The following is a 23,021-nucleotide window of genomic DNA, read 5'->3' on the forward strand; positions in this document are numbered from 1 at the left end:
GGCCGAGGGTCAGGGTGGGGCGACCTCGACGAAGCCGAAGAGCCGTTCGATCAGCTGGAGTGACTGGCCGCGGTTGGCGAAGCCGCGGCAGGTCGCCGGTTTGGCCTTGGACGCCCATCGGCACGGGTACGGTGTCACGTTCGCCTTTAGCCGGTAGCTGCAGTTCGGCGCGTTTCTCCGCGTCAAGAAGCCCTGCAGGGTGCTCACGGTGCGGGTCTCCTGTCGAGGACCGGCGAGTCGTCGGATGCGATGTGGTGGTGGCCTTTGGTGTCGCAGTCGTGCCAGATGCGGGTCAGGTGTTGGGTCATGTGGGCGGTGGCGGGGTGGCCGGGGTGTTCGCGTCGGTGGGTGGCGATGGTGTCGGCGAGCAGGGTGCGGGCGGGCTGGCAGTGGCCGAGGGCGTGCAGGACGACCGCGATGGTTGCGCGGGTGGCGAGGGTGCGGTGGGCGTGGGGGCCTTCGGCGTGGGTGAGGTGGTCGGCGAGTTCACGGTAGAGGTGGTGGGCACGTTGCTGGTGTCCGGCGTGCTGGTGGGCGGTGGCGAGCAGGTGCAGGGCGTCGAGGCTGCGCGGGTGGGTGGGTCCGTGGAGGTTGAGGGTGCTGCGGTGGGCGTAGGTGGCCCAGGTGGTGGCGGCGTTCGGGTAGCCGTCGCGTAGGTGGAGCTGGGCCAGGAGGGCTGCGGCCTCGGCGTGGCGGGGGTGGGCGGGCACGGTGGCAGGGTTGACGCCGGCGAGCATGCCGGTCAGTAGCTGCCGGGCGCGTGGCCGGTCGCTGACGGCGAGGCGACGCACGGCATCGATCCGGTGCGCGTGGTCGGCGGGCGCAAGGTCGGCTTCGGGTACGCCGGTGGCGTACCAGGTGAGGGTCAGGTCGCCGGGGGCGGCGCCGACGGTGATCCGCGCGAGGACGCGGTCGGCGTAGGTGGCGGCGAGGTGTGGGGGTGTGGGCCTGCCGCGGGTGGGGATGATTCGGGGCGCGTACCGCAGGATGGCCCGGCCGATGCTGTCGGCGATTGCCGCAGCGTCGATGGGTCGTGGCCGGCAGTCTGGTCGGCACCGATACCCCTGAACGGGATCATGCGGCTCGGCGGGGAGCATGCCGTGGTGGCAGAACCGGCAGTGCAGCAGCCCCGCCAGCACATACGTCTCCGGTGGGGAGCCGGCGGCAGCCGGTCGGGGTGGGGGTGGGCTGGTGGCGTGGTTGACCCATTTCTGGACGAGGCGTCGTTCGAGGCCCATCTGCTGGGCGACGCTGGTGACCGCGCCGTACGCCCTGGCGGTGCGGGCATCCGCGACTCGCTGGACGACGGCGTTGATCAGGTCGGGTGGGTATCTGCGGGGGAAGGCCATGGGAAGTGTTGGGGTGTCGGTGGTCAGGGGGCGGTGGTGGTGCTGCCGCGGTGGGTGTTGCGGCGCATCGGGTGCAGGGTCGGCCCGTCGGGCAGGGTGATCGACGGTCGGGGTGTGTAGCCGTGGCGGGCGAGCAGCGACCGTCCGCCGCTGGGGGTGGCGACCCAGGACGGTAGGTCGACGCGGTCGATGCGGCTGCGGTGGTGGGCCAGCAGCGCGGCGCCGAGGCCGGCCCATTGGGCGTTGGGGTGTACGGCGAACATGGCGAGGTTGTAGTGCGGCTCGGTGGGTTGTCTGGTGGACAGCATCCTGTCGAGCAGCATGAATCGGTCCGCGTGCGCTCCGGCGGTGTCAGCGAGGCGGATGCGGTAGTTCGCTGGCGGTGGGATGGGCCGGTAGCGGTGGAAGCCGACCGTGGTGGCGGTGAGGTCTTCGGTGACGTGGACGTCGCCGAAGAACAGGGCGTGTTCCACCCAGATCAGCAGGACGTCGGCCAGGAGCTGCCGGCGTTGCTGCGAGTCGGGCACCAGCCACGCGGCGAGTGGGCTGGGGTGCACGGCGTCGGCGATCAGCGCCGTGACCGCGTCCTTGTCCGCCCAGTGGGCAGCGCGGATGCGAATGTTCGGTTCCATGATTGGTTGGTGTCCCTGTCCGGCGGGGTCAGCGGTAGGCGGCGGTCGCGAGGTCACCGACGGTGGCGTCGACGGTGGTGGTGATGTTGCGTACCGATCGGTGGTGTTGGGCGGCGATGGTGGTGAGTCGTGTGGTGATGGTGGTGGTGTCGTCGTCGAGGTAGAGGTGTTCGGTGAGGCCGAGGGCGGCGACGAGGCCGGCGAGGGCGGCGGTGTGGTTGTCGGGTTGTTCGCGGCCGTGGGCGAGGTATCGCAGTCGGGCGCGGGCGACGATGGCCCATTTGTTGTTGGTGGCGAGGTAGGTGTCGGTGCGGGCGAGGCCGGCGAGGCGTCGGCGGGTGTGGTGGCGGAGGATGCCGGCGGCGACGAGGCCGGCGCGGGTGCGTTCGTACAGGTCGGTGGCGAAGTCGCGCAGGAACGTTCGTACTGGTGGTGCGGTGTGGCCGTGGCGGATTGCGGCGATGGCGGTGTCGGCGATCAGGTCGCCGACCGGGTGGTCGGTGTGTAGTCGCAGCCATCGTTCACCGGGCGGGCGGTCGTCGGTGGGGTCGAGGACGATGCGTCCGGCGAGGTACAGGTCGATCAGGACGGCGCCGGCCAGGCCGAGGGCGAGGGCTTGGCGGTGGATGTGTGGGTTGCCGGTGTCGTCGTTGTGGCCGAGCAGGAACAACTCGTCGCGCAGTGGCAGCAGAGGAAGACTCATCGTCGTCGCCCCCTACCGCAGCCCGACGGTGTGTTGTCGCAGCCGTGCGTGCACACCCTGGTAGGCGGGGTCCGGTGCGGGAAGCAGCGCTTTGTCGATGGCGGCGAGGATCGTGTAGTTGGGGTCGCAGACGTTGCCGATCGGCGCCCGTCCCACCTGCGACACGAGTTGGTAGGCGTCCAGCGCTTCCAGGCCGGTCAGTTCGCTGGTCCAGGTGACCATGTCGTGGTGGGCGATGCGGTAGGCGTCTTCCAGGGGGCGGGCGCAGCCGACAGACATGATCGACGTGTCGGTCTCCAGCCGGGGCCATACCGTCGACACGCCTTTGATCACCTCGATGGTGAGGGTTGTGGTGGTGGCGATCTCGACCCCGACGCCGCAGGCTTCTCCTTCGCCTTGGCAGGCGTGACCGTCGCCGAGGGCGAACAGTGCTCCGTGCACGTTCACGCCGAGGTAGAGGGTGGTGCCGGCGCGTAGGTGTGGGGTGTCGAGGTTCCCGCCGTGCATGTCGGGGACGATCGTGGAGCGGGTCTCGAAGCCGCCGGGGGCGACGCCGATGGTGCCGATCATCGGATCGAGCGGCAGGTTGATGGCGTGGCCAGTTTCGGTGGCCTGGAACCGGACGGTGCCGGTGTGCCTGTCGATGCCGTAGACCCATACCCGCTCCTGCAACGGTGGCTGCAACGTCGCCGTGTGCGAGGTCGAGGTGAGGGCGCCGAAGTGCGGGAACGTGGCCGACACGCCCCAGTCCCGGGTGGGGGCGATGGTGGCGAGGTGGATGGCGAGGGTGTCGCCGGGTTCGGCGTCCTGCACGAAGAACGGCCCCGACACCGGGTTGAGGTAGGGCATGCGGCACACCTGCGACGGCAGATCCGCCGGCCCCCGCACGAGGCCGCCGAAGCAGTCCTCCGTGTCCACTTCGAGGACGTCGCCGGAGTGTAGGTGCGCGACTGGCAGTCGCCCGCCGAACGTGTACGCCAACTCGTCTCGCACGGGACGGTAGGTGATCTTGTTCATGGTGGTCACACCCGTTCCACGTCGCACTGCTGCGGCTGGACGGGGGCGAGGCCGGAGAGGGTGGGGCGGCGGCCGGTCAGGTACAGGCCGGCGAGGACGATGACGCCGAGGGTCAGCCAGGCCAGGCCGAGGCGTTGGGCGGCGATGTTGGCGTTGACCACCACGTAGGCCAAGATCGCGAACCCGACCGCCGGCATCACCAGATGCGCCCAGAGATTGCCGCTGCGCCTGCGGACGAGGTGATGTACCACCACGGAGACGTGCAGGACGAGGAAGGCGACCATTGCCCCGAAGTTGATCAGCGAGGACAGCAGGGTGATTCCGTCGGAGCGGGTAGCCATGTAGAGGCCGAGTGCGAGGGACACGGTCCCGGTGAGGAGGGTGGCGTTGATCGGCACGTTGCGGCGGATCGACACCCTCGACAGGAACGCGGGCAGCTGCCGGTCCCGGGCCATCGCATACAGCAGCCGGGAGGTGGCGACCTGGGCCACCATCGAGTTCGGCAACCCCCACGCCACCGCCGTCGCCACCGCACACAGCGTCGCGAGCCAGCTCCCGCCGGCTACCTGGGCGGCGTCGTAGAAGGCGGTCCCGTTCGGATCCCCTTCGGTCAGCAGCGCACTGGGGTTGGGGACGAGCATCGCGGCCAGCCACGTCTGCGCGATGAACAACACCCCCGCCAACACGAGCACGGCGGCCATGGCCCGGCCGATCTGCCGGGAGCCGCCCTTGGCTTCCTCGGCGAGCATGCTGATGCCGTCAAAGCCGAGGAAGGAGAGCACGGCGATCGACACCGCACCGGCCACCACCGACCAGGTGAACGTGTCGGAGTTGTAGAACGCCGCCCAACTGAAGTGGCCCTTCCCGGAGGCGATAGCCCAGCCGGCGACGGCGATAAACGCCGCCAAGACAATCAGCTCACCGACCAACATGACCCGGGTAACCACCGCGGTCATCCGGATCCCGACCGAGTTCACCAGGGTGTTGACCGCGACGAAGCCCAACAGCCACAACCACACAGGAACCGCCGGCGCGGTCGCGTGCATCGCCACCGACGCCACCAAATACAACAACCCCGGCACCAGAATGTAATCGAGCAAGATCACCCAACCAGCCAGGAACCCGACCGGCGGGCTGATGCCCCGGCCCGAATAATTGTAAACACTCCCCGACATCGGAAACGCCCTCACCATCTGCGCATACGAAAACGCCGTGAACACCAACGCCACCACACCGATCGTGTAGGCCAGGGCGACCATGCCGCCGGAGCCGGCGTACACGCTGCCGAAGATCGCCATCGGCGCAATCGGAACCATGTACACCAGTCCATACGCGATCAGGTCCCGGAAACGGAGCAGGCGGCTTAGTTCCTGCCGATAGCCGTACCGCGCTAGGTCATTTTGTTCGTGCATGCGAGCGCCTTCCAAGGAAAGGGTCAGGAGCAGTCCGATAGATCTGATGCAGTTGGCAGCCGTCCCGCCGCCGAATCGCGGCGCAGGGTCAGAATTCCGTGACATCACGTAGGGTGTAAGCGCCAGCACCGATCTGCTTCGATAGGCGGGGCGGGTGCCTAGCCGCGCTAGTCGCCAAGGCAAGCCGGGGCTCCCCCCGCGACGAGATGACGGCTAGCCTGCTTGGACGGGCCTGCCTCCAAGCCGACTGGGATCGACATGAACGTTGATCATGTTTCGACGGACGCCGTTTCCTCCGCAGTGTGGGAACACCGGGAGATGCGCCAGGCGCTGGCTGCCCGCGACTTGAAATCGGTCTACGAACGGCTCCAGCGGGTCGGCGTCTCGCAACGACGGATCGCGCGCCTCACGGGGCAAACAGCTTCAGAGGTCTACGAGGTGCTCAAAGGTCGGCGGGTCATGGCGCATGACGTCTTGGTCCGCATCGCCGACGGACTCGGCGTCCCTCGTGGCTATATGGGGGTTGCCTACGACGAGTCGACCGAGGCCGCTCTCGACCTTGCCGCTGCGACATGCTCAACACGAGCAGACGAACGGGAGGAGGTCAGGCGTCTTCTTTCGCATGCCGCCAACGTCACGATGGGGACTGCCACTGGCGAGCTTGCCCGTTGGTGGCAACCAATCGACCGTCAGGTTGCTCCCGCCCCGATGCAAGTCGGCATGTGGGATGTCGAGCAGATTGAGGCGCTCACCGCCGCGATGCGAGCCCTGGACTACCGACACGGTGGAGGAGCCTGCCGCGACGCGGTCGCCGCCCAGGTCTGCTGGGCTCAACAACTCCTCGGGGCCACCTGCGACGACCGCACCCGCTTGCGCCTACATCTAGCTCTGGCAGACCTGCACAACCTCGCCGGATGGACCTCGTTCGATGTGGGGATGTACTCGGTCGCGCGGAAGCACTTCGCCCGTGCCCTTGAGCAGGCGAAGCATGCCGAAGACCTTTCGTTGGCAGCCAATGTCCTATACCGCATGGGACGCCTCCACCTGCACCGCAGCATGTACCGGGAGGCCCTGCGCTTCTTTCAGCTCGGCCAGATCACTGCTCAGGATTCCGGCTCCGAACTCACGGTGGCGATGCTCTGCGCCAACGAGGCATGGGCATACGCGCTACTCAACGATTCCCAGCAGATGCACAGATCGATTCGTCGAGCCCAAGACGAATTCGCTCGCGCAGAACGCCGGGATGCGCCAGTCTGGGTGAGATTCTTCGGTGATGCCGATCTGCACGCATCCATCGGTGTCACCCTCTCCGCCCTGCCAGAAGGAAGCGAGGCGGACCTCAACGACAGTATCGACCACATACGACAGGCAATCGCATTGCGAGGACCTGGCATGGTCCGAAGTCAAATCTTCGAACTGACCGCCCTCGCCATCGGCTGTCTTCGAATCGGTGACCGCGACGGCGGGCTCCAAGCTGGCCGGGAGGCAGTAGCCAAGGCGGCATCGGTGAGATCAGTCCGCACGATCGATCGCATGGAACCCCTTCGGTGCCTCGTGCAGGGACGGGACGGCGAACTGGGAGACCTCGCGAATGAAATCGCAGCCCTGCGAGCAGCCTCATGACCGGTCCGCGCGTACGAGACGATGCCCGTACCTCCCTGAGCCGCGACATGCTCACCGTCGTCCTAGACACCGTCTGCAGACAGGCCGGTCTCGATCCCAATGGCGCGAGACTGATCAAGTTCACCAACAACGCGGTCTTGGAGCTGGCCCGACAACCGATAGTCGTTCGAATCGCCGGTTCGCAAACCGTCCGCGACCGCGCACCGAAGGTCATCAACGTCGCCAAGTGGCTCGCCCGGAATGGCATGCCCGCCGTGCGACTGCTCGACGGGATCCATCAGCCCGTCCAGGCACATGGGCACCTGGCAACGCTCTGGCAACGCGTTTCCCCCACGGGGCGCGCACCAAACGGAGCCGACCTCGGACGAATCCTCCATCGATACCACCGACTCCTGCCTCCCGACGTACCCCTCCCACCATGGCGCCCCCTGGCGCCGATCCGACAACGCATCGCCGAGACCGACGTGCTGTCCGAGAGCGATCTGGCGTTCCTTGAGACCAAGTGCGGTGAGCTAGAAGAAGCAGTTGCTGACCTCGCATACGACCTCCCACAAGGGCCGATCCATGGCGACAGCTTTCTCGGCAACCTCATTCCCGGGCGTACGGGACCCGTCATCTGCGACTTCGACTCCGCAGCCGAAGGGCCACGCGAATGGGACCTCACGCCAATAGCGGTGGGGAACCTCCGCTTCGCCTACCCCGGCAGAATTCAACAGGAGTTGGCTGACACATACGGGTTCGACATAACCCGCTGGCCAGGCTTTCCCGCCTTCCGCCAACTCCGCGAACTCCAGCTCGTAACCAGCGTGCTGCCGGTACTACGTGACAACCCATCCCTCTACGAGCAGTGGCGGCACCGACTAAAGACCTTCCAGAGCGGCGACATTGAGGCCGTCTGGACGCCATATCGATGACGAAGGTCCTGACGTGACGGACCTTCGCAGTCTCACATCCGGCCCCACCGAGCCAGGCGTGGCGGATCTGCACGCCGCGCTAGCCGCGTCCGCTGAGACAGCATGACCAACAGGAGCCTCAACGGTGCCTTCGATGTCGCCTTCGTCGGCAGGGCAAACATCGACCTGACCGCCCAAGTCCCACATCGGGCCAGCCCAGGCCGTACCACCTTCGCCTCGTCCCTGACGACCAGTCCCGGCGGCAAGAGCCTCAACCAAGCCATCGCCGCAGCCAGCCGCGGAGGACAGTGCTGCCTGATCGCCAACATCGGCGACGACAGATGGGCTCATCAGATCACGGCGGCCCTGGCAGAGGCAGGCGTCGACACCCGCCACGTCACACTTCTGCCTGAGACGACCACCGGGGCAGCCATCATCGAAGTCACCCCCGACGGCGAAAGCTACATCACCCTCGCCCTCTCACCCGCGACTGAACTCACCGCCGACGACGTTCGCTGCGCCCTCGATGCCCTCGACGCACGAGCCGTTGTCGTTCAACTGGACCTGTCACCTCGGCCAGTCACCACGCTGCTACACCGACGGCCCGCACCTATCGTCATCGGCAACCTCGTCCCCCACCCAGACCTCGACAAGGCCCTGCTGCGGCACCTCGACGTCCTGGTGGTCAACCAACACGAAGCCGCCGCCATCCTGCATACCACCAACGACGACCCGCTCACCACAGCCGCCGAGCTGCGGCAGCTAGGACCCCACGTTGTCGTCGTGACGGCAGGCGCGCACGGCGCCGCCTACGCCGACTCCCACGGTTCCGGCCAAGTGCCGGCACCCACCGTGCCGGTCGTCGACACCACGGGAGCCGGCGACGCCTTCCTCGGAGCCCTCGCCCTCGACCTGGCACGATACGTCCCACTACCCGACGCCATCACCACGGCCGTCCATCAGGGATCCCTGGTGGTACAACACGCCGGAGCCCAGCCCGTCACTAACGAGTAGGCGTAATGCGAGTCGACCACCTCGCTCGGAAAGGCATCGGCCAGCGCTGGAACCATCGTCAGGTCGCGGTGCTGGCGTAGCCGCGGCAGAAGCCGTCCGACCGCGCGAAGAGTTCTGGCCGAGGAGGTAGCCCTCGCAACTTCCAACGCAACCAGCCCTTCAGTCGCCGCACGCTCCGGCTCGCCCTCGTCGAGGTACGCCATGGCCAGGTCCGCACGCCACAGGCCCTCGTCGAGCCGCCCATTCTGCGGCAAGCCAGCGAGAATCTCCTCATACGTTCTGGTAGCGGCGGCGCTCTCGCCGAGAAACTGCCGGCAGCGCGCCTCATGAGTCCTTCCGTCGTCGTAAGAAACGGAGCGGCAGTATGAGCAGCGAACCGACGACCGACCGCAGTGTGCTCACCAACGCCGCCTACGCCTGCGGGCAGCACCTGTCCGCCCGGCAGGCGCTCTACCGCTACCAGACACCGGCATACGACCTGCCCGCCATCGTCATTGAGAACCTGATCACCGTCACGGGCGCCATCGCCGACGTGGGCTGCGGCAACGGCCGCTATCTGCGACGCCTACGAGCCGACCGTCCCGATCTCACCACCATCGGGATCGACATCGCCGCAGGCATCCTCCAAGAAACACCCCCACCCACGGTGGTCGCCGACGCCGCAGCTCTACCACTGCAGGACGAATCGGTCGATGCCGTGCTCGCGATGCACATGCTCTACCACGTCACCGACACCGAACTCGGCCTGACCGAACTCACCCGCGTCCTGCGCCCCCACGGCATCCTCGTCGTATCCACCAACGCCACCGACGACAAACACGAACTCGACGACTTGTGGTCGGCCGCCGCTGCGGACGTTCTCGGCATCCCCACCGGTCCACGACGCATTTCGCTCAGCAGCCGCTTCCCCCTCGACGACGCCCAAGACCGCCTACGCCCCCACGTCAGCGACATCCACTTCATCGACCTACCCGGCAGCATCGTCGTCACTGAACCCCAACCAGTCCTCAACCACCTCGCCTCATACCAAGCATGGGCACACGAAACCGGCGTGCCCTTCGAACCAACCCTCCACCGCGTACGCGAACGCCTCAATGAAGCAATCGACCGAAACGGCGCCTTCGTCATTTCCGGACACGGAGGCATCCTCGTCTGCCGCCGATAGATGCACCCGCGTACGGGTGGCGACGACGACTTTGCCCCCGTCCATAGGCGACCAGTATTCCGGGGATGATCGCCGACGTCGCCCGGGTTTATCACATGCAATGACGCTGCTGATCACGTCCCGCTACCCGGCGGCCTCGTGCACGACATCTACCTCTGACCAGGTCAAGCCCGCCACTTTTGGAGCCGTTTCGACCTACACGGAAAGCCGTCCTGTCTGACAGGGTCTCCTTTCCGGCGTACGGCGCGGCTCAGGTTGGTATGGCTCTTGTAGCGCGGATGGCCTGCGCTCGTCGTCCGATGGCGACCACGGCGGCGATGGTGATCGGGATGAGTGCCAGGTGGCAGAGGGCCAGTGCCGCCTTGCTCGCAGTGTCCAAGTCGGTGGGCAGGGTCATCAGGGCAACCGTGCCGACCGCCAGCACCGGGCCGACGACCAAGGCTGCCCGGACGACCCAGGCAGCAAACGGTGCCAGCAGGGCGACGGCGGCAAGGCCGACCAGCAGCGGTACTGCGGTGAAACCAGCGATGGTGACCGCGTCGACCTCGGCCGGTCCGCTGGAGGAGGTGAACTGGAACGTGCCGCCGGCTGCTCTCCCGACGCTGTAGACGACGAGATTGACCGCCACGGCCGTGACGCCGCCGAGGGCGACGACCGCCGCCCGAGAGAGCCTAGCCATCAGCAGGCTCCGTTCCGCGCTGACGGACCAGGAACACCTCGATACGGGCGAATGCGCCGGTCCACACCTCGCTGACGAAGAAGTCACGAACCTCGGGAACCGGGAAGCCGCTCTGCACGACGGTCATCAGGGTGCCGCCGTCCTTCTCTTCGAAAGTGACCTCGATGCGGGTCGTCATGGTCATGCCGTCCGGGCTGGCGCCGGTGGACTCGGTGACGAGCCGGTGCGGGCGGTCGATCTCGACGAACGTCTGCGTCTCTCGGAACAGCATGTCTGGGTTGGGCCCCCACACTGCAGTCTGCTGTCCGCCGACTCGCAGATCGACCTCGATCTCGACGATGCCGGGCTGCTCGTCGAGGATGGTGAACCAGATCTTCTGCTTCTCCGCGTCTGTGTACGCGTCGAAGACCTCCTCGGGCGTCGCGGGCAGTTGCCGCGTCATCCGCATGTCGAGCGTCATGAATCCTGTCCCTTCGGGGCGGGCTGGAGGGTGAAGTAGGCGTCGAGACCGTCGAGGCGGCGGGCCCAGAGACGCTGGTAGAAGCTGATCCAGGCCATCGCCTCGTCCAGCGGCGCAATGCCGAGGCGGCACTGGCGTGACCGGCCGACCTTCTCCGTGACGACGAGTCCCGCGTCTTCGAGCACCTGGACGTGCTTCTTCATGCCGGTCAGGCTCATCCCGGTGGGCTCGGCCAGTTCGCCGATGGTGGCCGGGCCATCGCCGAGCCGGATCAGAATGCCTCGGCGGGTCGGGTCGGCCAGAGAGGCGAACACCCGGTCCAGGACATGTTGGTGAACCACGTAGTTCACCTTACGACACTGAACCTTCAGGTTCAATATCGTCCTGGTGTGGCAAGCGGCGACGCACTCAATTCGGCTATGAGTGGATGTCTCATGACCGCGGCGGGTCGGGCGTCGCGCAGAACGTCGACCACGACCGCCGGTCAGGATGCGAGGCGGGCGGCTGTGCCTGTTTCCAGGGCCGACCAGACTGTGCCGTCGAAGGCGACGGTGATTCCGTGGGGTTCAGATCTCGGGGTTGGTAGGTCGTAATGGCGGAAGGCGCCGTGCGGGCTGACGTGTCCGATGCGGTTGGCACCCCATTCGGTGAACCAGCAGCCGCCCACCGGGTCGGCGACGATCGCGTGGGGTTTGGCCGCGCGGTCCGGCAGCGGGAACTCCTGGATCTTGCCGTCAGGCGTGATCCGGCCGACCTGCCCGGCGATGATCTCCACGAACCAGAGGGCGCCGTCGGTGCCGGCCGCGATGCCGACCGGTCCGGCACCAGCAGTGGGTAATTCGTGAAGGGTGACGGTGCCGCCGGGGTCGATCCGACCGATCGCGTTGGCCTGGTTCAGCGTGAACCACAGCGCCTCGTCCGGGCCTGCCGTGATCATCGACGGGAAGGCGCCCTGGACCGGCAGCGCAAACTCGGTGATGGCACCACTGTCGGTTAGCCGACCGATGGTGTCGGCGTTCATCTCGGTAAACCACAGCGCGCCGTCAGGGCCTGCCGCAATGCCGAACGGTCCGCTGTTCGGCGTGGGAGTGGCGAACGACATGCTGGTGCCGTCCGTGGCTATACGGCCGATCCGGTGGTCCCGGTTGCGGGTGAACCACAACGCGCCGTCAGGCCCGGACGTGATGATGGAGGGGCCGCAACCCGCCGAGTCCAACGTATGCGTGGTGACGTCGTCACCTGGCCCGAGGCGGCTGATGTGTCCGCTGTGCACGAGGGTGAACCACAGCGCTCCGTCGGGACCGGTGGTTACGCCGTACGGGCCGGCACCTCGGTCCGCCACCGAGACCTCGGTGATCAGGTGGTGTTTATCAGGCATCGGGGCCTCCTTCGCAGCCGACGACACCATCACCCGCTGATCAGTCGCCGCGCAATCGATATCGCCAAAGACACCGTCGAACACAGCGAACGCCCTGTCGCCGACCGGGTCAGACGCGCGCTCATCAGAAGCCAGATGCGGATACGCCAAACGGTCGATGTCGGCTCGCTGGTAACGGAATATCGCGGTGGTCGCCCGCCCGGCTCCTGTGGGTCTCGCTGAATCCGCTAGCCGGCTCCCGGGCGGTTGAAGGCTCGCACGCGCCTCCACATCTGCACGGTGCTGTGCACGTTCAGCGGCCCAGCACGCGCCAGCGCCACTTAAAGCTGCACCGAATAGGTCTGCTCGGCGATGCGGTACCAGATCAGCGGCGGCTGCTACTGGTCGTACTTCCAGTGCACATTGGCGGGGCGCTGGCCCGTGTTGGCGTATTCCACGACGACAGCCCGGGCGACTGCGGTGGCCACCCGTGCACGGTTGGCGGGAATGTCCTGGAGGCCGGTATCGGGTGATTCGTAGACGGTGATCGGGGTGTCAGGGGCAAGGTCGGCGACGTAGCTCCTGTCGGGCAGCCAGCGCACCGCCGCGCGGTCGGCGTCGATGTCGATGTCAATGCGCAGGACTGGCTGGTCGAGGGTGCCGACAGTAAGCGTCTGTCCGCAGCCCCCGTGCGGCATGATCGTTTCGATCTGCTCGTCGAAGCGGCGAGCGGCGTCCTCAGGGCTGGTCAGTTCGTAGGGGTGGCCGTGATAGTCGCGCAGTAGCAACGTCATCGGGTGATCCTCGCTCCGGTGCCGGTGTACACACGGTGCCACCACCTGGCACCGCCCAACGAACGTTGCGGCTGGTCGTGCGTCCGGTGCGTAAACGAGGCAAACCGTGCGCGACGGCATCAAGCGCTGACATCAATTCGGTGAAGTTGCGCAAGGCTGTCACATGGTGTTCAGCTTTCATCCGCCGATAGACGCAGTCGGGCACCTAGCGTCCCGGTAGGTCGGCCCGCAGACTGTCGGAGCCGCGTCACCATCATCGGAAGGTTCGGGTCCATGTCCCGTGCACTCATACGGCGATGCATCGTCGCCCTGTCCTTGTCAACAGCTGGCTTGGCCTCGCCGCTGCTCGCCTCCCCCGCATCCGCCACTCCGGACGGTGCCGGTCTGGTCATCAGCGAGGCGTACGTCAACGGCGGCTCAGCCGGCGCGAGCCACCTCAACAAGTTCATCGAGCTCTTCAACCCGACGTCGAAGGCGATCTCGCTCAGCGGCGACACGCTGCAGTACCGCGCGCCCACGAGCACCGTCGTGCCGAGCGGCGCGCAGGTGTTCGCGCTGTCGGGAACGGTGGCCGCGCACGGCCACTTCCTCATCCAGCTGCCGAGCAACGGCGCCAACGGCGAATCGCTGCCGACGGCCGACATGAACACCGGCGGCAGCATCAACCCGGGCGCGGGTGGTGGCACGCTCTTCATCGCGGCCAGCACCTCGGGCGTGCTCCCCACCGACGCCTCCGTCATCGACAAGATCGGCTGGGGCAACAGCAACTCCCCGGAGGGGAACGCCGCGACCGGCAACTCGGTCGTCCTGAGCTACCAGCGTGACGCGGCCGGTAAGGACACGGACAACAACGCCGCCGACTTCCGCGTCGCCACCCCGACGCCGCAGAACGCCGCGTCCGACGGCGGTACGACTGCCGTCACGGTGACGAACCCCGGCGATCAGAACGGGACGCTCAACGTTGCGATCGCGCCGCTGACCCTCAGCGTCACGGGCGGCACCGCGCCGTACACCTGGGCTGCGACCGGGCTGCCCGCGGGCCTGGCGGTCTCCTCCGCCGGGGTCGTGTCGGGCACCCCGACCGCGGCCGGCACGTCCTCGGTGACGGTCACCGCGACCGACTCGGCCGGCGCCAGCGGCTCGGCGTCCTTCAGCTTCACCGTCGCGTCCGAGGCGAAGGTCCTGCCGATCGCCGAGATCCAGGGCACGAACACCGACACCTCGCCGTACGCCAACAAGAACGTGACGACCGACGGTGTCGTGACCGCCGTCTACCGCACCGGCGGGTTCAACGGCTTCTTCATCCAGACCGGTGGCACCGGCGGCACCGAGGCGGAGGACGCCACCCCGGGCGCCTCCGACGCGGTCTTCGTGTTCGGCTCGAACTCGGCCGGCCAGGTCAGCATCGGCGACAGTGTCCGGGTCACCGGCACGGTGGTGGAGTACCAGGGCGAGACCGAGATCAGCTCCCCGACGGTCACGAAGCTCGCCACGGCGCTGCCCGCCGTCAAGCCGGCCGTGATCCCGTGGTCCCACCTCGCCACGGACGCTCAGAAGGAGGCGCACGAGGGCGAGCTGATCGCGCCCCAGGGCAACTTCACCGTGTCGGACAACTACGACGCGAACTGGTACGGCTCCTTCACCCTCGCCGCCGGTGACACGCCGCTGCGGCAGCCCACCGACGCCGGCCCCGCCGGCAGCCCCCAGGCGTACGCCGTGGTCGACGACAACGCCGCCCGGATGGTGACCCTGGACGACGGCGCCAGCTGGAACTACAGCGGCAGCTCGTACACCGGCACGCCGCTGCCGTGGCTCACGCCCGGCAACCCCGTCCGCGTCGGCTCGAAGGTCAGCTTCCACCAGCCGGTGATCCTCGAATACCGGTTCTCGCTGTGGAACTTCCAGCCGACCCAGCAGGTGACCGACGACGGCCACGCGGTCGCGACCTTCAGCGACACCCGCACCCCGAACCAGCAGCCGGCCGCCGTCGGTGGCAGCGTCCACCTGGCGACGTTCAACGTCCAGAACTACTTCCCGATGACCGGGCAGGCGTACGTCGCCAAGGGTCTGGGCACCTGCACCTACTACGACGACCGGGCCGGCAACCACATCGGCGTGAAGACCTGCTCCGGCCCCGGCAACAGCGCCGGCCCGCGCGGCGCGGCCGACGACGCCAACTTCCAGCGGCAGCAGGCGAAGATCGTCACCGGCATCAACCGGCTCGGCGCCAGCATCGTGTCGCTGGAGGAGGTCGAGAACTCCGTGAAGTTCGGCCTGCCGCGGGACACCGCGCTCGCCGGGCTCGTCGACGCGCTCAACGCCGCCGCCGGCTCGAAGGTGTGGGCGTACGTGCCCTCCCCGGCCGACGACAAGCTGCCGCCGCTCACCCAGCAGGACGTGATCCGTACGGCGTTCATCTACAAGCCGGCGGATGTCGCGCTCGTCGGTTCGTCGGTGGTGCTCACCGGTGACTCGGGCCCCGGCCAGCCGTTCTCGATCGCTCGCCAGCCGCTGGCGCAGGGCTTCAAGAAGGCCGGCGCGACCGACGCCGACGCGTTCGTGGTCGTCGCCAACCACTGGAAGTCGAAGGGCAGCGGCACCCCGCTGTACGACGGCGACACCGAGAACACGTCCTCGCCGGCGGTGAACCAGGGTTCCTACAACGCGACCCGGGTGCGCCAGGCGCACGACACGAGCGCCTTCGCCACGCAGGTGGCGGCGGGCCTGGGCACGGACCGGATCTTCCTGGTCGGCGACTTCAACGCCTACACCCAGGAGGACCCGATGCGGGTCCTCTACGACAACGGCTACACCGATCTGGGCGCCACCCTCGCCCCGTCGGAGTCGACGTACTCGTACAACGGTCTCGTGGGTTCGCTCGACCACGTGCTGGCCAACGCCGCCGCCCGCGCGCTGGTCACCGGCGCGGACGTGTGGGAGATCAACGCCCAGGAGGCTGTGGCCTTCGGCTACAGCCGCTACAACTACAACGCCACCCTGCTGTTCAACGGCAGCGACCCGTTCTCGGCGTCGGACCACAACCCGGTCGTCGTCGGGCTGAACCCGCCGGTGACGCCGACGGTGCCGGCCTGGAACGCGTCGAAGGTGTACAACACCGGCGACCAGGTCTCCTACCAGGGCTCCACCTGGGAGGCGCTCTGGTGGACCCAGAAGCAGACCCCGGGTGACCCTTACGGCCCGTGGCAGCAGATGGTGACCGCCGCCGACGGCACCGCCGTCTGGACCCCGTCGCGCATCTTCGACACCGGGGACACGGTCGTCTACCAGGGCAAGAAGTACGTCGCCCAGTACTGGACCCGCAACCAGGCACCCGGCCAGCCCTACGGCCCGTGGAAGAGCGTCAGCTGATCCGACGGTAATACGCTCGGGGCCGCCTTCCACGCGAAGGCGGCCCCGATTCGTTGAGCCCTTCAATCCCGATCATGCTGGGGGCCTCTGTCCACCTGTGGAATCTGCCGCACAGGGATGAGTCCCGGGCCTACGCGCAAATGGCCTACGCTGCTCGCCGCCGCAGCGCGCTGGCGCTCGACACAGCCACGCCCGCGACAACAGCTTGTCCAGCCACCTCCACCGAGAGGTAGGCGGGCGAGAGGGTGATCAGAATGGCCAGCCCAGCAACTCCACCCAGGAGCATCACACACAGCGCTCGAAATGCGATTCCTGGATCGGCTGCCCGGCCTATTGCGGCAAGCAGCCCTAGGATCGCCACGGTGGGCACAAGGTAGAGGAACAACTCGATTCCGAGCACGAGCAGGACCCCGTCCGGCTGGGCGAAACCGATGTAGTCCTCTCGCCCGATCACCACGAGCAACAGAATGAACTTCAACGGCATGAGCAGCGCCCCCACGAGGGACACCCTTCCCATCCACCAGGCGGCCCCTCGTCGACCGGCATCGGTCATCTCAGCACCCCAGCTCCAGCAAGTGCGGCATATGCCAGGACTTGTCCCGGTCTTTAGATAGGTCGACTTGACGCCAAGAGAGCCCGGTAGGAGTCATGCCCTCAGCAAGGTATCGCGAGTCCCCACCAGCGATCCACTCCCCGAAGGGCGTACCCCGGCCTCTCCGACGCCGCGTTCGCGATGAACCCGCTCATCGAGGCCGGGTCCCGCGACCAGTTGCCGTTCTGAGACGAGTTTGCGGCGTCGGCCTCAGCAGGCCGACGCCGCAAAAAACGCGGGACGCGCGGCAATCAGTGGGTCGACGTCTCCTGCTCGCGGAGTGCCTGCTCGACAGCCTCCCGCACGCGGGCTTCCTCGCGCTGCTTGCGCTGCAGCCGGCTGCGGCGCGCGAGCAGGGGCGCCCCGACGGCGGCTGCGACCAGGACGAGGACCAGCACCAACAGGGTCCACGGGACCGCCCAGCCGTGCGCTGTGGCCGAGACCGGGTCGAGCGAGGTGGTGGAGCCCGACGCATCGGTCAGCGTGGGCGTGAGGGTCACGGTCGCGGCCAGCCTGACCGCCGGCGCCACGCCGTGGACGGGCACCTTCACCTCCCAGCTCTCCCCCGGAAGCAGCTCCGGCGGGGCCGCGACATCGCGCGCGTCGGCCCGCAGCCACCCGAACGGTCCCGTGACCGACACGGCCTGCCGGGCCGACAGGATGGCGTTGCCGGTGTTGTGGATCCGGTAGGTGACGGTGGCGTCGCCCTTGCCGAACGGGTTGGACGTGCCGGCGTAGTCGACGTGCAGGTCCTCGACCGCGAGGTTCGGCTTGAGCGCCCCGCTGACCCGCAGCTTGATCCGGATGCCGAGGCGCCGGTCGACGTTGATGCCCTCGGCCGTGTCGGCCTGGGTCAGCGAGGTGACGATGCCGCCCGCGTAGTCGCCGGGCGTGGCGTTGTCCGGGATGGTGACCGCGAAGGGGACCTCGACCGTCTTCCCGGGCTGGACCACCACGCGCTCGCGGTCGGCGTGGACCCAGGCCCCGATTCCGATGGACTTCTTGTCCCTGGTGAGCAGGTCGAGCTGACCGGCGCCGGTGGTGAAGCCGTCGGCGGTGTAGACGCCCAGGTCGAGCGGGGCCTTGCCACGGTTGGCGACGACCATGGCGTCCTTGACCTGGCCACCGGGGTTGACGGAGTAGCTGAAGCTGGACCGATCGGCGCCGAAGCTGTTCGAGGCGGTCCGGACCGTCCAGGTGACGTCGCCGTCCGCCGCGCGAGCGGGCACAGCACCGAGGCCGGCGATCGCGAAGGCGACGAGCAGGGCCAGGGCGGCGGTACGGGCGAGGGCGGCGACGGCGGTGTTCCGGCGCGTTGCGAGCACGTGCATCTCGGGATTCCTCGGCGATCTCGATCGGATCTGGCGAAGGTGGCGGGGTGGGCACCCGAAGGTGCCTACCCCGCCGGATAAAACGGTTCCGGTCAGCTGCTCAGCGCAGTGATCGTGAGGGTGGCGCGGTAGCTGCCCTTCTCGACGCTGCCCGGGATCTTCAGGTCCAGGTCAGCGCCCAGCTTGGCGGTACCCCGATCGTGGCCCTGGTCGGCGAAGCCGAGACCGCGCGACACGGACAGGCCCGTGCCGTTGTTGTCGTAGCCGGAGGCCACCGCACCGCTGGCCTGAGCACCGGCACCGGCGTCGAGCACCTTCGGCGTCCAGCCGAGGTACGCGCCGGAGAACGACTTGTCGCCGTCCTGGAAGTCACCCACGCTGGCCGAGATCGACCACGGGGCGAGCGAGCGGCGGCTGTCCGACACGACGATCGGGTTGATCTGGCCGGTCGCCGCGAAGTAGTCGCCGTTGTGCTCCTCGGCGGTGCCGAGGTCCACCAGGCCGTTGTAGCCGTCGATCGTCCAGCCGAACTCGCCCGGGGCCGCGTTGGGCACGTCGACCTGGATGTTCTGGCCGTTGCCCTGGTACGGGTGCACGGTGACCTTGTCGGTGATCGAGCCGACCGGCTGGCCCTCCGGCGTGTTGGTGCAGTTGAGGCCCTTCTCCACCGAGGCGTTCGGGGCGGCGCAGGTGCCGCTCCGGACGTTCTCGACGACGAGCTTGTCGTTGCGCACCTGGACCTTGACGTAGCTGCGGACGTGCTCCTGGTTCTGCGACGAGTTGTACCAGTAGCTGTCCGGGTTCAGCGGGTCCGCACCGTTGCCGGCACCGCTCGTGCCACTGCTGTCCGGCTTGGTGATGTCGTAGTACTTCGAGCCCGAGGCCGAGTTGCCGGTCACGTAGATCACGCCACCCGGGCCGGGGTACACGTCGGCAGCGCCCGGCTGCTCCTCCGGGTTCGCCTTCGCGCCGTTCTTGATCGCGTAGCTGCGGGAGTAGGCGTGGTCGTGGCCCGCCATCACCATGTCGATGCCGAGGTTGGAGAAGACCGTCGGGAAGTCGACCCGACGAACCTTGGCGTCGGAGTCCTTGGCGTGGCTGGCCGGCGAGTACATCGCGTGGTGGAAGAGGAGCACCTTCCACTTGGCCTCGGAGCCGTGCTTGTTGACGACATCCGTGATGTACGCGACGTGCGCCGCGTCACCGCCACCACCCGAGCTGTTGGCGTAGCTGTTGCTGTTGATGTCGATGAACAGCACGTCCTTGTAGATGAACCAGTAGTCACCCCCCGACGTGTTGGAGGCCGGGTTGCCGTTGGCGTACAGCGCGCCCGACCGGTCGGTGTTCGGGGTGAAGTGGTGCTGCTCGTACGCCTTCGAGCCGACGTCGTGGTTACCGATCGTCGCGGCGAACGGGACCTGACGCAGCTGGTCGGGGGCGAGGAACGCGTTCCACTGGGTCTCGGTGCCGGCGGTCTCGACGTGGTCGCCGCCCGACACCAGCAGCTCGGCGTTCGGGTTGGCCGCCGTGGCGACCTTCAGGGTCTCCGCCCAGCCGGCCTGGTCCTTCGGCACGTCGCCGGAGGAGCCGATCTGCGGGTCACCGAAGAACAGGAAGTCGTAGTTGCCCTCGAAGTCCTGCGTCTTGAAGGAGTACGCCGGGGACCAGCTGCCCTCAGAGCCGACCCGGTAGGAGTACGCGGTGTCCTCCTTCAGGCCGGTGATCGTCGCGTGGCGGTTGAAGCCGCCACTGGAGGCGATGTTCGCCCCACCGATCGCGTCGAAGGTGGCGGCGTTGGCCGGGAACTCGCCGTTGACGAGCGAGGCGGTCGGGGCGAGCTGGACCTGCTGCACGGTGTCGTCCGAGGAGTACCAGTTCACGATGCGCTGGGACTCGTCGGCGCCGACGCCGAGGATGATGCCGGTCAGGGTGGAGGCGTCGGCAGCGCTGGCGCTGGTGGCCAGGCCGCTGCCGACGGCCAGGCCGAGGCCCAGGAACGCCGCGGTGGCCCCGGCGGCCACGCGACGCCGCACAAGCCCGGGGGCCTGCGCCGAGGTGCTCAATCTCATTGATTCCGTCCCTTTTCTAGAGAGGAGAGGTGCTCAGGGAGCGGACTCAAGCTTTCGTCGCACGGTGAATTGGTCATGAATCCGGCCCGGCGGATTCGTTGCACTTCCCGGAACCCTGCGCCGGTTTCAGAAGCCCAGGATCCTTTGGACGAACCAGACCAGTCCCATAACGGATACGCCCGCTGAAATTGCGCCCGTCGTCCAGAGACCAGTCTTGGCCGAACGGCGATGCAACACGACCAACAGGGGGAAGACGATCGCGATAATCGTCAGTTGCACGACCTCGATGCCGACGTTGAACACCAGCAGAGACCACAGCAGGGTCCACGACCATGCCTCGTCGATCCCCAACGCGCCCGCGAAGCCCAGCCCGTGCACGAGGCCGAAGCAGAACACGACTCCGAGCCGGATCCAACCAGAACGGTCCAGACTGAAGTGACCGCCGCCCGCCGTATCGAGGTCGGTGGCGTGGTCGCCGCGCCGCCAGAGCCGCCACAGGTGCCAGCCGGCGACCACGGCGATCGACAGCGCGATGACCGGCTCCACGACCCGCGCCGGCACGTCGACCAGCCCGAGGGCGGCGAGCATGAACGTCACCGAGTGCGCCAGGGTGAAACTGGTGGCCGCCAGCACGATCTCCCGCAGTCGCCGTGACCCGGCGATGAGCGCCAGCAGGAAAAGGATGTGGTCGATGCCGCTCAGCAGGTGCTCCCCGCCCAGCCGGAAGAACTCCCAGAACCGTTCGTACCACGCCTGGGCGGTCGAGAAGGACGGATGAGCGGCGTCGAGCGCGGCGCTGCCCGAGCGGGCGTCGAGTTCGTAGGTGACGATCGTCTTGGTGCCTTTGACATAGCCCTCGGCGTCGGGGAACAGCGTGCTGCGTACCTCGTGCGCGTCGCTCCGCTCGGGGCAGGCCCAGTCGAGCAGCAGGTTGGCGTACGGCACGCCCTCCCGCTCGCCCATGGTGAAGTCGCCGACCTGGGTGGGGGTGCAGGGCGTACCACCGGAGGCGACCGAGAGGCGCTCGGTGACGTATCCGACGGCCGAATTTCGGTGGGCGTTGAGTGCGGCGGCCTGTCCGGCGGTGTCACCGGCGTCGAACGCCGGGATGCCCGCCTTGAAGAGGGGGTCGTCGTGTTGGTAGTCGGCGGCGGAGACGACGAAGAGGTCGTACTCGAGTTCCACCTTCGTCCGAACAAGGCCCTCGTCACCGTCGGTGGCGTGGAGATATACGGTCGACGTGAACCCGTGGGCGAGCGCCGGCCCGGCGTTCAGGGCGGCGAACACCACCGCGATGGTTCCGATCACGGCGGCGACGGCGGTCCGGCGGACACGTGTTGACATGCGGCTCCTTCGGTTTGCGAGTGCACGTTGCACGCCACGGCTGAACGCCGACCGGACCATCGGCGAACCGCTGAAGAACAAAGGGCCGGAATGGCGGTCAGCGGATTGACCTGGGCGGGAACTGGGATAGGAAGGAGCACGCTGATTCCCCGCGAGCCCTTCGGAGGACGACCGCCTTGCGCCCCCCGCTCCGGGCCGTTGCCACGCTGGCCACGGCCGCCGCTCTGCTCACCGGATGCAGTTCCGGCGACGACTGGTCGCGGCCACACCCGAAGCCCATTCCGATCGGCACTCTCGGCCCGGGCTTCTTCGACCCCTCCGCCCCGCCCACCCCGGAGAGCACCGTCACCCCCCGACCCGGTTCCTGGTCCGGGGTACGCCCGGCGAAGGGCTACCGGGTGGTGCTGCTGACCGCGGGTGACGACGAGCCGACCAGGGCCCTCGTCGCGGCGATCAAGGGCTGGGCCGGTGAGACGCACGTCGACCTCAGGACGGTGGTCGCCGACGACGGCCACGACCTCGTACCCAGCATCACCAGGGCCCTCGAACTGGGCCCGGACCTCATCGTCAGCGCGGGCAACGACCTCGTCGACCCGCTCACGCTGGTGAGCCCGCACCACCTGTCGCAGCAGTTCCTCGTGGTCGGCGCGGAGCTGGCCGAGCCCACCCACAACGTCACGGCGGTGGACTGGTCCGGCGCGTCGTTCCGTGGCGAGGGGCTCGGCATGTCCTCGACGTACGACCCCGGGTCGTTCACCGCGGAGCGCTGCGCGGCGGCCATCAGGGCAGGCGTCGCGGCCGTACTCAACGATCTGACCGGGATCGTGATCTGGCTCGACCAGCTCTGAGCTGAGCCTGCCCCAGAAATGATCATCTGGCGGGTTCGTCGGCCGGAAGCACAAAAGAGTCCGCGGCCGGAGCCTGGTTGGCTCCGGCCGCGGACCGGTTAGAACATTCGGTTTACAGCTTGGCGCACTGGCCTGAGGCTGAGCCCTTCACGCTGTTCGGCCGGCTCTCGTTCACCGGCGCCGGGTTGTTGCCCGAGCAGGCCAACTGCCCGCTGATGGTGTTGGCGGCGACGATGACCGGCTGGCTGCCGGTGTTGCCGGTGATGGTGATCGGGCCGCTGATGGTGACCGTGTCGATGCGGACGCCGCCGGTGTTGCCGGTGACCGACACCGGGCCGTTGACCTTGCCCTTGGTGATGGTCAGGTCGCC

21 protein-coding genes and 1 pseudogene are annotated in these 23,021 nt (G+C 67.8%); 6 read left to right on the forward strand and 16 right to left on the reverse strand.

Translation table 11 applies throughout. The features are described from left to right. Window positions 1-9: 9 nt before the first annotated feature. The 6 genes from ACIRG9_RS30375 to ACIRG9_RS30400 are packed head-to-tail and all read right to left on the reverse strand — an operon-like array spanning window position 10 to window position 5,113. The gene (locus tag ACIRG9_RS30375) at window positions 10-207 is read right to left on the reverse strand and encodes a hypothetical protein (RefSeq protein WP_402863553.1); all 198 of its coding nucleotides are present in this window, start codon (window positions 205-207) and stop codon (window positions 10-12) included. Continuing rightward, on the reverse strand, window positions 204-1,349 hold the full coding sequence (locus ACIRG9_RS30380; protein WP_402863556.1) for a hypothetical protein: 1,146 nt from the start codon (window positions 1,347-1,349) through the stop codon (window positions 204-206). The genes ACIRG9_RS30375 and ACIRG9_RS30380 overlap by 4 nt, the downstream gene beginning before the upstream one ends. A gap of 23 nt (window positions 1,350-1,372) precedes the next feature. Further along, complete coding sequence (locus tag ACIRG9_RS30385; RefSeq protein WP_402863559.1) at window positions 1,373-1,981, reverse strand: N-acetyltransferase; 609 nt, start codon at window positions 1,979-1,981, stop codon at window positions 1,373-1,375. A 28-nt stretch (window positions 1,982-2,009) separates the two neighbouring features. Beyond that, complete coding sequence (locus ACIRG9_RS30390; protein WP_402863562.1) at window positions 2,010-2,684, reverse strand: GPP34 family phosphoprotein; 675 nt, start codon at window positions 2,682-2,684, stop codon at window positions 2,010-2,012. Between the two features lie 12 nt (window positions 2,685-2,696). After that, entirely contained in the window at window positions 2,697-3,710 is a 1,014-nt protein-coding gene (locus ACIRG9_RS30395) for an acetamidase/formamidase family protein (RefSeq protein ID WP_402863565.1), read from the reverse strand. Beyond that, a complete protein-coding gene (locus ACIRG9_RS30400) occupies window positions 3,707-5,113 on the reverse strand; it encodes an APC family permease (RefSeq protein ID WP_402863607.1) in 1,407 nt (468 codons plus the stop codon). The genes ACIRG9_RS30395 and ACIRG9_RS30400 overlap by 4 nt, the downstream gene beginning before the upstream one ends. 258 nt (window positions 5,114-5,371) lie before the next feature. On the opposite strand from ACIRG9_RS30400, the gene ACIRG9_RS30405 reads away from it, so the two are divergent. From ACIRG9_RS30405 to ACIRG9_RS30420, 4 genes are all read left to right on the forward strand, one after another. After that, the gene (locus ACIRG9_RS30405; RefSeq protein ID WP_402863568.1) at window positions 5,372-6,736 is read left to right on the forward strand and encodes a helix-turn-helix domain-containing protein; all 1,365 of its coding nucleotides are present in this window, start codon (window positions 5,372-5,374) and stop codon (window positions 6,734-6,736) included. A 47-nt stretch (window positions 6,737-6,783) separates the two neighbouring features. Beyond that, the gene (locus ACIRG9_RS30410) at window positions 6,784-7,650 is read left to right on the forward strand and encodes a phosphotransferase (RefSeq protein ID WP_402863571.1); all 867 of its coding nucleotides are present in this window, start codon (window positions 6,784-6,786) and stop codon (window positions 7,648-7,650) included. A 102-nt stretch (window positions 7,651-7,752) separates the two neighbouring features. Then, window positions 7,753-8,643: a ribokinase gene (locus ACIRG9_RS30415; protein WP_402863573.1), complete on the forward strand. Its 891-nt coding sequence runs from the start codon at window positions 7,753-7,755 to the stop codon at window positions 8,641-8,643. Between the two features lie 364 nt (window positions 8,644-9,007). Beyond that, a complete protein-coding gene (locus ACIRG9_RS30420) occupies window positions 9,008-9,808 on the forward strand; it encodes a class I SAM-dependent methyltransferase (protein ID WP_402863576.1) in 801 nt (266 codons plus the stop codon). A gap of 250 nt (window positions 9,809-10,058) precedes the next feature. Here the strand turns inward: ACIRG9_RS30420 and ACIRG9_RS30425 are convergent, their stop codons facing one another. The 5 genes from ACIRG9_RS30425 to ACIRG9_RS30445 form a co-directional block, all read right to left on the reverse strand. Then, the gene (locus ACIRG9_RS30425) at window positions 10,059-10,487 is read right to left on the reverse strand and encodes a DUF6069 family protein (protein ID WP_402863579.1); all 429 of its coding nucleotides are present in this window, start codon (window positions 10,485-10,487) and stop codon (window positions 10,059-10,061) included. Further along, complete coding sequence (locus ACIRG9_RS30430) at window positions 10,480-10,947, reverse strand: SRPBCC domain-containing protein (RefSeq protein ID WP_402863581.1); 468 nt, start codon at window positions 10,945-10,947, stop codon at window positions 10,480-10,482. The genes ACIRG9_RS30425 and ACIRG9_RS30430 overlap by 8 nt, the downstream gene beginning before the upstream one ends. Continuing rightward, complete coding sequence (locus ACIRG9_RS30435) at window positions 10,944-11,288, reverse strand: ArsR/SmtB family transcription factor (RefSeq protein ID WP_402863610.1); 345 nt, start codon at window positions 11,286-11,288, stop codon at window positions 10,944-10,946. Before ACIRG9_RS30435 ends, ACIRG9_RS30430 begins: the two co-directional genes overlap by 4 nt. Before the next feature lie 143 nt (window positions 11,289-11,431). Beyond that, window positions 11,432-12,409 (reverse strand): virginiamycin B lyase, encoded by a 978-nt coding sequence (locus ACIRG9_RS30440; protein ID WP_402863584.1) that lies wholly within the window; start codon window positions 12,407-12,409, stop codon window positions 11,432-11,434. Between the two features lie 293 nt (window positions 12,410-12,702). Beyond that, window positions 12,703-13,098: an Imm1 family immunity protein gene (locus ACIRG9_RS30445; RefSeq protein ID WP_402863587.1), complete on the reverse strand. Its 396-nt coding sequence runs from the start codon at window positions 13,096-13,098 to the stop codon at window positions 12,703-12,705. A 315-nt stretch (window positions 13,099-13,413) separates the two neighbouring features. On the opposite strand from ACIRG9_RS30445, the gene ACIRG9_RS30450 reads away from it, so the two are divergent. Continuing rightward, window positions 13,414-16,467 (forward strand): ExeM/NucH family extracellular endonuclease, encoded by a 3,054-nt coding sequence (locus ACIRG9_RS30450; RefSeq protein ID WP_402863589.1) that lies wholly within the window; start codon window positions 13,414-13,416, stop codon window positions 16,465-16,467. 145 nt (window positions 16,468-16,612) lie between these two features. Here ACIRG9_RS30450 and ACIRG9_RS30455 read toward each other — a convergent pair whose 3' ends face one another. The 4 genes from ACIRG9_RS30455 to ACIRG9_RS30470 all read right to left on the reverse strand — a co-directional run bounded on the left by ACIRG9_RS30455 (window position 16,613) and on the right by ACIRG9_RS30470 (window position 21,803). Beyond that, window positions 16,613-16,966, reverse strand: coding sequence for a hypothetical protein (locus ACIRG9_RS30455; RefSeq protein WP_402863592.1), 354 nt, complete (start codon window positions 16,964-16,966; stop codon window positions 16,613-16,615). A gap of 344 nt (window positions 16,967-17,310) precedes the next feature. After that, complete coding sequence (locus ACIRG9_RS30460; RefSeq protein ID WP_402863595.1) at window positions 17,311-18,390, reverse strand: WxL protein peptidoglycan domain-containing protein; 1,080 nt, start codon at window positions 18,388-18,390, stop codon at window positions 17,311-17,313. A gap of 92 nt (window positions 18,391-18,482) precedes the next feature. Next, complete coding sequence (locus tag ACIRG9_RS30465) at window positions 18,483-20,459, reverse strand: fibronectin type III domain-containing protein (RefSeq protein ID WP_402863598.1); 1,977 nt, start codon at window positions 20,457-20,459, stop codon at window positions 18,483-18,485. A gap of 126 nt (window positions 20,460-20,585) precedes the next feature. Next, window positions 20,586-21,803 carry a HupE/UreJ family protein gene (locus ACIRG9_RS30470; protein ID WP_402863601.1) on the reverse strand — a complete coding sequence of 406 codons (1,218 nt, stop codon included), beginning with the start codon at window positions 21,801-21,803 and terminating at the stop codon, window positions 20,586-20,588. Window positions 21,804-21,979: 176 nt separating this feature from the next. On the opposite strand from ACIRG9_RS30470, the gene ACIRG9_RS30475 reads away from it, so the two are divergent. Continuing rightward, complete coding sequence (locus tag ACIRG9_RS30475) at window positions 21,980-22,651, forward strand: hypothetical protein (protein WP_402863604.1); 672 nt, start codon at window positions 21,980-21,982, stop codon at window positions 22,649-22,651. 112 nt (window positions 22,652-22,763) lie between these two features. On the opposite strand, the pseudogene ACIRG9_RS30480 reads toward ACIRG9_RS30475, so the two are convergent. Then, a pseudogene (locus ACIRG9_RS30480) lies at window positions 22,764-23,021 on the reverse strand (hypothetical protein); the annotation flags it as partial.

The sequence above is a fragment of the Micromonospora sp. NPDC093277 genome (genome assembly GCF_044765245.1).
In the GTDB taxonomy this organism is placed as follows: domain Bacteria; phylum Actinomycetota; class Actinomycetes; order Mycobacteriales; family Micromonosporaceae; genus Micromonospora.

Bases quoted from the DNA above. Each gene is read 5' to 3' on its own strand.
- ACIRG9_RS30380 (WP_402863556.1), bottom strand. From the start codon at position 1,349: ATGGCCTTCCCCCGCAGATACCCACCCGACCTGATCAACGCCGTCGTC.
- ACIRG9_RS30385 (WP_402863559.1), bottom strand. From the start codon at position 1,981: ATGGAACCGAACATTCGCATCCGCGCTGCCCACTGGGCGGACAAGGAC.
- ACIRG9_RS30390 (WP_402863562.1), bottom strand. From the start codon at position 2,684: ATGAGTCTTCCTCTGCTGCCACTGCGCGACGAGTTGTTCCTGCTCGGC.
- ACIRG9_RS30400 (WP_402863607.1), bottom strand. From the start codon at position 5,113: ATGCACGAACAAAATGACCTAGCGCGGTACGGCTATCGGCAGGAACTA.
- ACIRG9_RS30405 (WP_402863568.1), top strand. From the start codon at position 5,372: ATGAACGTTGATCATGTTTCGACGGACGCCGTTTCCTCCGCAGTGTGG.
- ACIRG9_RS30410 (WP_402863571.1), top strand. From the start codon at position 6,784: ATGCTCACCGTCGTCCTAGACACCGTCTGCAGACAGGCCGGTCTCGAT.
- ACIRG9_RS30415 (WP_402863573.1), top strand. From the start codon at position 7,753: ATGACCAACAGGAGCCTCAACGGTGCCTTCGATGTCGCCTTCGTCGGC.
- ACIRG9_RS30420 (WP_402863576.1), top strand. From the start codon at position 9,008: ATGAGCAGCGAACCGACGACCGACCGCAGTGTGCTCACCAACGCCGCC.
- ACIRG9_RS30425 (WP_402863579.1), bottom strand. From the start codon at position 10,487: ATGGCTAGGCTCTCTCGGGCGGCGGTCGTCGCCCTCGGCGGCGTCACG.
- ACIRG9_RS30430 (WP_402863581.1), bottom strand. From the start codon at position 10,947: ATGACGCTCGACATGCGGATGACGCGGCAACTGCCCGCGACGCCCGAG.
- ACIRG9_RS30445 (WP_402863587.1), bottom strand. From the start codon at position 13,098: ATGACGTTGCTACTGCGCGACTATCACGGCCACCCCTACGAACTGACC.
- ACIRG9_RS30460 (WP_402863595.1), bottom strand. From the start codon at position 18,390: ATGCACGTGCTCGCAACGCGCCGGAACACCGCCGTCGCCGCCCTCGCC.
- ACIRG9_RS30465 (WP_402863598.1), bottom strand. From the start codon at position 20,459: ATGAGATTGAGCACCTCGGCGCAGGCCCCCGGGCTTGTGCGGCGTCGC.
- ACIRG9_RS30470 (WP_402863601.1), bottom strand. From the start codon at position 21,803: ATGTCAACACGTGTCCGCCGGACCGCCGTCGCCGCCGTGATCGGAACC.